Raw genomic sequence first — 7,648 nt, forward strand, 5'->3', positions numbered from 1 at the left:
GCACCTTTTTTCTTTTCCCTCAAATGGAATTAGTAAACACCGACGGAATCCCATGCACTGCTTACGGAGGAAGCAGTAGAGGAACCGTATAAATCCTGCGCCGATTGTACCAAGGCTTGTTTTGCATCAGCAAAGGTACTGTTTGGAGTTAAATAAACTGTCAAAGCTCGGTAGTAAACTTGTTCAGATTTTGATAAACCGATGCTTGTGATGGTGTTGTATGCCGCTTTATTCGGAATGCCGCTGTTTGTATGCACCCCGCCCCAATCACCTGCTTGGGTATTCGGCAGGTTCTGGTAGTTGCTCATATTGTCGGGCTGGCCATATTGTGGAGGGTTTGATAAGCTTCGCAAAGCATCCCCGCTGACTCCTGGAGTATAAACGTCTTCACCCATCAGCCAATCACCAGGATCCATGAAGTAGCCAAATACATCCGAGAAGGATTCATTCAAGGCGCCGGATTGATTTTCGTATGCCAAATTAGCGGTTGATTGCGTGACTGCATGGGTAAGTTCATGGCCAACGACATCATTGGCTCCGGAAAGATATGTGAAGGTTGATCCGTCTCCATCACCGTAGATCATTTGGTTTCCGATCCATGCCGCATTGTTATAGTTGCTGCCATAGTGAACTGTGGAAGTGATGTCTGAGCCTTGGTTGTCCCAGCTCACACGGCCGAAATTATTATAATAAAAGTCAAACACTTTTCCTGCATAATAATGTGCATCAACAGCTGCTTTTTCACGTTCACTGGTGAATGCGTTATCGGTTTCTGTAATATAATAGCCTGGCAGTGAAGAATCTCCACCGTTGTAATTGTCCAGTGTTTGAATGACGCCGTTCATAGGTTTGGAGATATCATATAAATAATAAGTGCTGTTGTAATAATACGTATTTACCGATTTTGTATCTCCAAGTACACCAGTACCTGAACCTGTTGCCCCATCCACTTCATTAGTTGCTTTCAATACCTGTCCATTTTCAGCATTGACCCAAATCTGCCAGTTTGCTGGATACGGATTTGCGAATTGAAGCTGTACATGGTAAGCCAATGTATACTGGTCTTTGTCATTGAATACAACCAAATCCGATTTTTCTGTCAGCTGATTCTTTTCTCCTTTTGGAGTCTGGAATTTTTTATCGGCAATGGAACGGTCAACGTTGATATGGGACCATGCTGCTTGAATGGCGTCCTTCTTGGAAAGTTTCTTGGTCTCCTTGATTTTGGACGGAGCATTTGAATGAAGCTCACCATTCACGGCTACAACATTTCCCTCCTTATCTGTATGCACAACCACTCTTGATTCATCAATCGGAACATTTTGGATGACGGGTACATACGTGAAGTGGGTCATACCCAGCTTGTCCGTTTCTTTTTTAACGAACTTTAATTTTGATTGGTCATCGAGCTTGAATAAATCTTTTCTATCCTTGAAAAAATTTCTTACATCCTTTTCGCTTTTTACTTTTGTAGAACTTAAATGGCCCCTTGCAAAAGAAGGTATCTTTTGTGAAGATTCCTCATTCCAGTTCACTTTTACATCTGCTTTCACATTTGCGGCAGGATCCTTTACCTGGGCTGAAGCCACCCCGTTTGCTGAAAAGATTCCTGCAGATAATGCAACGACACTTGCCACTGACATCCATTTGTTTTTTAATGTCATTATGTATCCCTCCTCTACACGAGAAAGGATAACACAAAATTCAGATAATTCTTTATAATTATAAGAATAATTCTTATAGTTATAATGGGTTTTATAGAATTGTGGGGAGTTTGGATTTTCCTTAATCTTATCTGTCTAATGTTGAGGCTCTTTTCTCAAACCAGTGACAGAATTGGCTTATGACCTCGAGCCCCTAAGACCTGGAGCTAGACAGGTGAGACCCCGCAGTGAAGCGAGGAGTTATTAGGCGGATGTTCGATTAAGTTCGGCACGTCGTGTGCCAACCTCGAACGACCTCACTTTGTGTGAGGCACTCGGAAAGCGAGCATCCTGCAGCGGAAATGAACCTTACACAACCTTTAATGAATAGGAACAAACTTTATGAAAAGGGCGTTTGTTAAAAATAACTCACCAATGGTGATGCAAAGTTGATTTCTACGGAATGATGCCCGGTTTCAGATGGGCGGACAAAGAAAGAAAATATTTAAAAAAACAAGCGTAGGGAAAATAGCTATAAAAATGAGCATATTTAGACGGAAATATTGAAATAAAGGGTGTCTTGTGGCAATCTTATAAGAAAAAGAATAGTTTGATATTGTAGCGAATTTGGAGGTTTTAAAGATGGAAATCCAACTTACGAAATGTCATGGTTCCGGAAATGACTTTCTATTAATAGACGAAATGGCCAACTCATATTCTTTTGGTGAAAAGGATCGCCAAAATTTAGCGATTGCCCTGTGCGATCGTCAAGAGGGGCTTGGAGCAGATGGAATTCTATTTGTCTTGAAGAGCCATCATGCAGATGCAAAAATGAGGGTATTCAATTCAGATGGATCAGAAGCATCTATGTGCGGGAATGGTTTGCGGTGCGTAGGTAGGTACGTATGTGAATCGTTGGGAAAAGAAGAAATATTGGTTGAGACGATGAAAGCGGACTTGCTTGTACAAAAAACGTCAGATATTTTTGATGGGATCCCTGCGTATAGTGTGGAAATATCACCTGTGCTTTTTGATTTAACGAAGCTCCCGATGAGGCTTGACCAAGAGAGACTTTTCAATGAACGGGTAGAGGTTCTTTCCGATCATTTGGCGTTTACAGCTGTGGCAGTGCCAAATCCACATCTTATCAGCTTTGTCGATCGAGACATCATCAGATCGAATGAACAAAAGTCGATAGCAGAATTTGTGAATGGTCCAAACAGCCTATTCCCAGATGGTGTAAACGTAAGTTTTGTCCTTCCGTTAGGAAAGGGAAAATTATATGTCAGAACCTATGAGAGAGGAGTAGGCTTCACCAATGCGTGCGGTACTGCGATGTCTGCTTCTACACTGGTTTCGGCTATGATGGAAATAAATGATCTTGAAGAAAAGGTAGAAGTCTATAATAATGGCGGAAAAGTTCATTGTGTTGTAAAGCGCAGCGAGCAGGATGATTCCTATACCATCTTCCTTATCGGCAATGCGACATATTTATATTCTGCAGATATCAAGGTGGACGAGAAGAACCCAGAGAAATTTACGATGCTGAAAAAAAATGAGTTTGATGAGCAGCAACAATATGACATATTAAGCGCGGCTGTAAAAGAATATTTAGAAAAGGAAATATTTTTTAGTTCAGCAAAATAAAAATCAGCGGCTGTCCGGCGGACAGCCGCTATTTATTTTCTTTTAAATATTTTACTATCGGAGCAAATGGCTGCCGATCCTTGCTTTCGTGATAAGTAGAAAAAGGACAACCTCTCTTGTTCAGTCTTTCAAGCACTGTCTCAGTTGTAAAAGTTTCGATCATTAATCCACTTTTGATCTCGTCCCAAAAGAGTGGGGCGGCTACAAGTGCATCTTCATTGCCGCGCATGGAATAGGGGGCGATGATCGTCTTTCCCTGGGCATGCTGGATATAGTCAAAATAAAGCCGATTTCCCCTGTTTTTTTTCAACCTTTCCACCGTGAAAAGATCTGGGGATTGGCTGACGAGGTAATGGGCAATGAATTCAGTGAAAAGCCTTGTATCACTCCATGAATATATATTTTCGGGAAGGGGCAAATAAACTTGCAATCCTTTGTTCCCGGATGTTTTGACAAAGCTGATCAAGTTCATCGAATCAAACAAAATTTTCAACTGTTGCGCTGCTGCGACGGCCATATGAAAATGGTTCCTGTCTGGCGGATCCAGATCAAAGACGATTTCACTGACAAATGGGCTCCCCGCCTTCTGAAAAGGAACATGGAATTCAATGGCAAGCTGGTTTCCAAGCCAGATCAATGCATCTAAATGATTGCAGAGGATATAATCAATTTCATCCTCTTGATATGTTTCAATGTATGAAGGGGCATACTCCGGACAATTTTTTTGGAAAAATGAATCACCAAACATCCCATGTGGCAGGCGGATGACGGTCAAAAGCCGATCCTTCAGAAAAGGCAGCAGGTGTGGAGCAATTCTCCGCAAGTAGCTTACATATTCCAATTTATTAATGAACGGGTCTTTCCACAACGGTTTATCCAAATGCGTCAATTCCACTTTTTTAGGGAATGCAAAGCTGTCGATCCTGAATTTTTCATATGTACATTCAGAAACCGAAGCATTGAAAAGAAACTCCTTGAACCGCGGTTCCCTTAATCGGCCTTCGTATAACTCTAAATATTGCAGTTGAATACAAATGCCGGGAGGAACTTCTATATAATCACCTGTTTGTGTGCCATTTTGGATGATTGTTTGGATAAGTACTTTTTTGTCCATCGGATTCAATCCTGATAAGAATTGACCAATTGAGAAAATGTCTCCATCCCGGAAGACTGCAACATCAAAATATCCATTATTCTTGTTGTACCCAACAATGAAACACGAAGCTTCTTTCCAATTTTTTATTTTGATCCATGCATCTGTTCGTTTTCCGGGGGACCATATACTATTTTTGTTTTTGGCTACGACCCCTTCACTATGATTCAGGAAGACTTCCTTCCAAACATCCTGAAATGAACGAAAGCTATTCACCATTTGCATCAAACGCTGAGGATCATGACAAGGCGAGAGAGAGAATTCCGATTCTTTTAAAAATTTCTCTAATCGATCTTTGCGTATGGAATAGGGGGTTTTCATATACGTTTTTCCCCCAAGCTCCAATAGGTCGAAAACAAGATAGGTGCATGGCCTTTTTCCTGCTGCATCTTTTATGTCCTTTTGGGATCTCATTCTCCCTCGGACCTGAAGGCCGTTGAAATTAGACTTATATGGATTTTCAAGCAGGGTCAATTCACCATCCAGTTTAAGAGGGAAGCAGCCTTCGATTCGTTCGAGGTTTTGCAATAGATATTCTTTGATTTCTGGAAACTGTGGAAGTAGGTCCTTTTCATTTCTGCTCCATAAATGGATCTCTTCATGATCCCATTCCAGAATTGCCCGGAAACCGTCATATTTTACTTCGAACATCCATTCCCCGATAGGAGGAATATCCATTTTAAGTTTCGGCAGCATCGGCTTCATCACAATCACCTCATTATAAGTATTGCCAACGTGTAGAAGACTATTTCCAAAAGTTATCCTGCATGATATCACGTAATCTTGCCCCAAATTAAAATATGGCCTATACGCTATTTTAATAAGAAAATATTTGCATTTTCATCCATTTCCACCCTTTGACAAAAGCAACAAACTTTACTTTTTGAGAAACACAATTACAAAAACAAGAAATGAGGCATAAACATGCATACGATCTGGAAAGGAAGCATAAGTTTTGGGCTTGTAAATATCCCGATTAAACTTCATGCTGCAACCGAAGACAAAGACATAAAGTTGAGGTCGCTCCACAAAAAATGCCACACACCGATAAAATATGAAAAAATCTGTCCGGTATGTGATGAAGAGTTATCAATGGAGGACATTGTAAAAGGATATGAAGTGACAAAAGGGAAATTCATTGTCCTGGAAGACGAAGAAATGAAGGAATTAAAGAACGCTGCAGAGGAAAAATCGGTTGAAATAGTCGATTTTATTAAATTAAACGAAATTGACCCTATTTATTTCAATAGAAGCTATTATATGTCGCCAAACGAGACAGGAGTGAAGGCGTACTCTTTGTTGAGGGAAGCCCTGATGGAATCCGGAAAAGCGGGCATTGCTAAAATTGTAATGCGGTCAAAGGAGCAGCTAGCGGTCATACGCGTTTATGAAAATACCCTATTGATGGAAACGATCCATTACCCTGATGAGGTCAGAAGTGTGGAGGACGTACCAAGCGTCCCGAAGGAGCATGAGGTTTCAAAAAAAGAACTTGATACAGCGATATTGCTGATTGATCAGCTTACGACTGCATTTGAACCGGAAAAATACCATGATGATTATCGATCTAAGTTAATGGATCTCATCGAATCGAAACAGACAGGCAAAGAAGTGGTGACACCAAAGCCGAAAGAAGAAAAAACAAATGTCACTGATTTAATGAGTGCACTGCAGGCGTCCATTGATCAAACAAAACCAAAACCGGGCAAAAAAACAACATCAAAAAAGAAAGCTACAAGAAAAAGAAAAAAAGCCGAAACATCTTAATGGGTTTATCAGTTATATCAATGGTGGTATGAATAAATATGGATGGTCCTAATATCCGGACGATTATTACACTACAGGAATTGCAGGTGTCCTTTGAAATGACCAAAAACCGGATAGCTATTTTTAAATTTCTGATTGTCCTCGGGATGATTTCTTTCTTCACATGGGGATTTTTTGAAATAGCAGACGATTATCAAGATCAGGAAATAAGGCATTTTGATTCAATCATTATTGAAGGTATACAAAACCATGTATCACCATTTTGGACGCATATAATGCTCGGAGTAACTCTTTTAGGTTCAGTAAAATGGATTGTGATCTTAACCAGTATGACAGTCATGTTATTATTTCTCTTCAAGCATAGGCTTTTAGCAGTGTACGTTGCAGTTTCCATTTCATGCGGAGGGTTATTCAACTGGCTGCTTAAATGGATATTCAAAAGGGAACGGCCGGATATCGAGCCGATTATTCAAGAACAGGGTTACAGTTTTCCCAGTGGGCATTCGATGGGTTCGTTTATTTTCTACGGGACATTGGCCTTTATTTTATTCAAGCTTTATAAGCAAAAATGGGCAAAGATATTTGGCGCGCTGTTAGCCATTTTCCTTGTTTTTTTCATCGGGATCAGCCGAATCTATCTAGGTGTGCATTATCCGAGTGATATTGTAGGCGGGTTCACTGCCGGGGCTGCATGGACAACGATCAGCATTATTACTTATCACTTTTTGGATATCCGCAGAAAACGGCTTGAATAGCTGTCTGGCTAATTTTTAAAAAACACTGTTGACAAATGGGCGGTATTGGGCTATGATTAGGTAATCATTATGTGAAAATGGAATTGAAGCCATCAATTAAATGAGAAGCTGATATTTTAAATTACTTCTCATTAATAAAGATGGTTTTTTGTTGTTTCAAATAATGATGACAACTCTTTAGGGGGACTTGAAATGAATACATGCAAATGGACTGTTGGAGTCGATGCTGCTATTCATTTGGAATAGGGATAAAAGTAAGCTTTTTTATATTTAGACTTCTTAGGATGAATTCACTTCTCACGGAATTTTTCCTATATCTACAGAAGCATCGCAATACTCCTCACATTCTACTCTAAAACGTATTTCAACAATTTTCTATTTACTCAGAAGCATATTAATCGGTTAAACGGGTATTAAGGGTGTATAAGATACCTGATTCACACTGGCACGGTCTAGGAGCCGTAAGGATGAAAGAGAGGTAGGGCTTTCGTTGTTTTAGGTATTGAATCGATCGATGCACCTTGGTTAGAAGGATACGGATTGTACCTCTAAAATTTAGCATTTTCACAAAATGAATAAAATAAATTCAGCAGGGCATCGCAGGATCGCGATGCCCTGCATCAATGTGTGCCCGGCATGGGTGATAACTCGGTGGTGAAAGTCCACTACAGACTTGGCAGTAG

5 protein-coding genes are annotated in these 7,648 nt (G+C 40.3%); 3 read left to right on the top strand and 2 right to left on the bottom strand.

Annotated elements, in window-relative coordinates; genetic code table 11:
• Positions 1-29 precede the first annotated feature (29 nt).
• Positions 30-1,664, bottom strand: a complete 1,635-nt coding sequence (locus tag D9X91_RS12150; protein WP_121680890.1) for a M4 family metallopeptidase — start codon at positions 1,662-1,664, stop codon at positions 30-32.
• Positions 1,665-2,285: 621 nt separating this feature from the next.
• On the opposite strand from D9X91_RS12150, the gene dapF reads away from it, so the two are divergent.
• Positions 2,286-3,290, top strand: coding sequence for a diaminopimelate epimerase (gene dapF, locus D9X91_RS12155; RefSeq protein ID WP_121680891.1), 1,005 nt, complete (start codon positions 2,286-2,288; stop codon positions 3,288-3,290).
• Positions 3,291-3,318: 28 nt separating this feature from the next.
• On the opposite strand, the gene D9X91_RS12160 is transcribed toward dapF, so the two are convergent.
• Positions 3,319-5,148 carry a DNA ligase D gene (locus D9X91_RS12160; RefSeq protein WP_121680892.1) on the bottom strand — a complete coding sequence of 610 codons (1,830 nt, stop codon included), beginning with the start codon at positions 5,146-5,148 and terminating at the stop codon, positions 3,319-3,321.
• Between the two features lie 219 nt (positions 5,149-5,367).
• Here D9X91_RS12160 and ku point away from each other — a divergent pair, with 219 nt between their 5' ends.
• Both ku and D9X91_RS12170 read left to right on the top strand, forming a co-directional pair.
• Entirely contained in the window at positions 5,368-6,210 is an 843-nt protein-coding gene (gene ku, locus D9X91_RS12165; protein WP_121680893.1) for a non-homologous end joining protein Ku, read from the top strand.
• Between the two features lie 38 nt (positions 6,211-6,248).
• Positions 6,249-6,965 carry a phosphatase PAP2 family protein gene (locus D9X91_RS12170; RefSeq protein WP_233569779.1) on the top strand — a complete coding sequence of 239 codons (717 nt, stop codon included), beginning with the start codon at positions 6,249-6,251 and terminating at the stop codon, positions 6,963-6,965.
• Positions 6,966-7,648 lie beyond the last annotated feature (683 nt).

This window comes from Falsibacillus albus (assembly GCF_003668575.1).
Taxonomy (GTDB): Bacteria; Bacillota; Bacilli; order Bacillales; family DSM-25281; genus Falsibacillus; species Falsibacillus albus.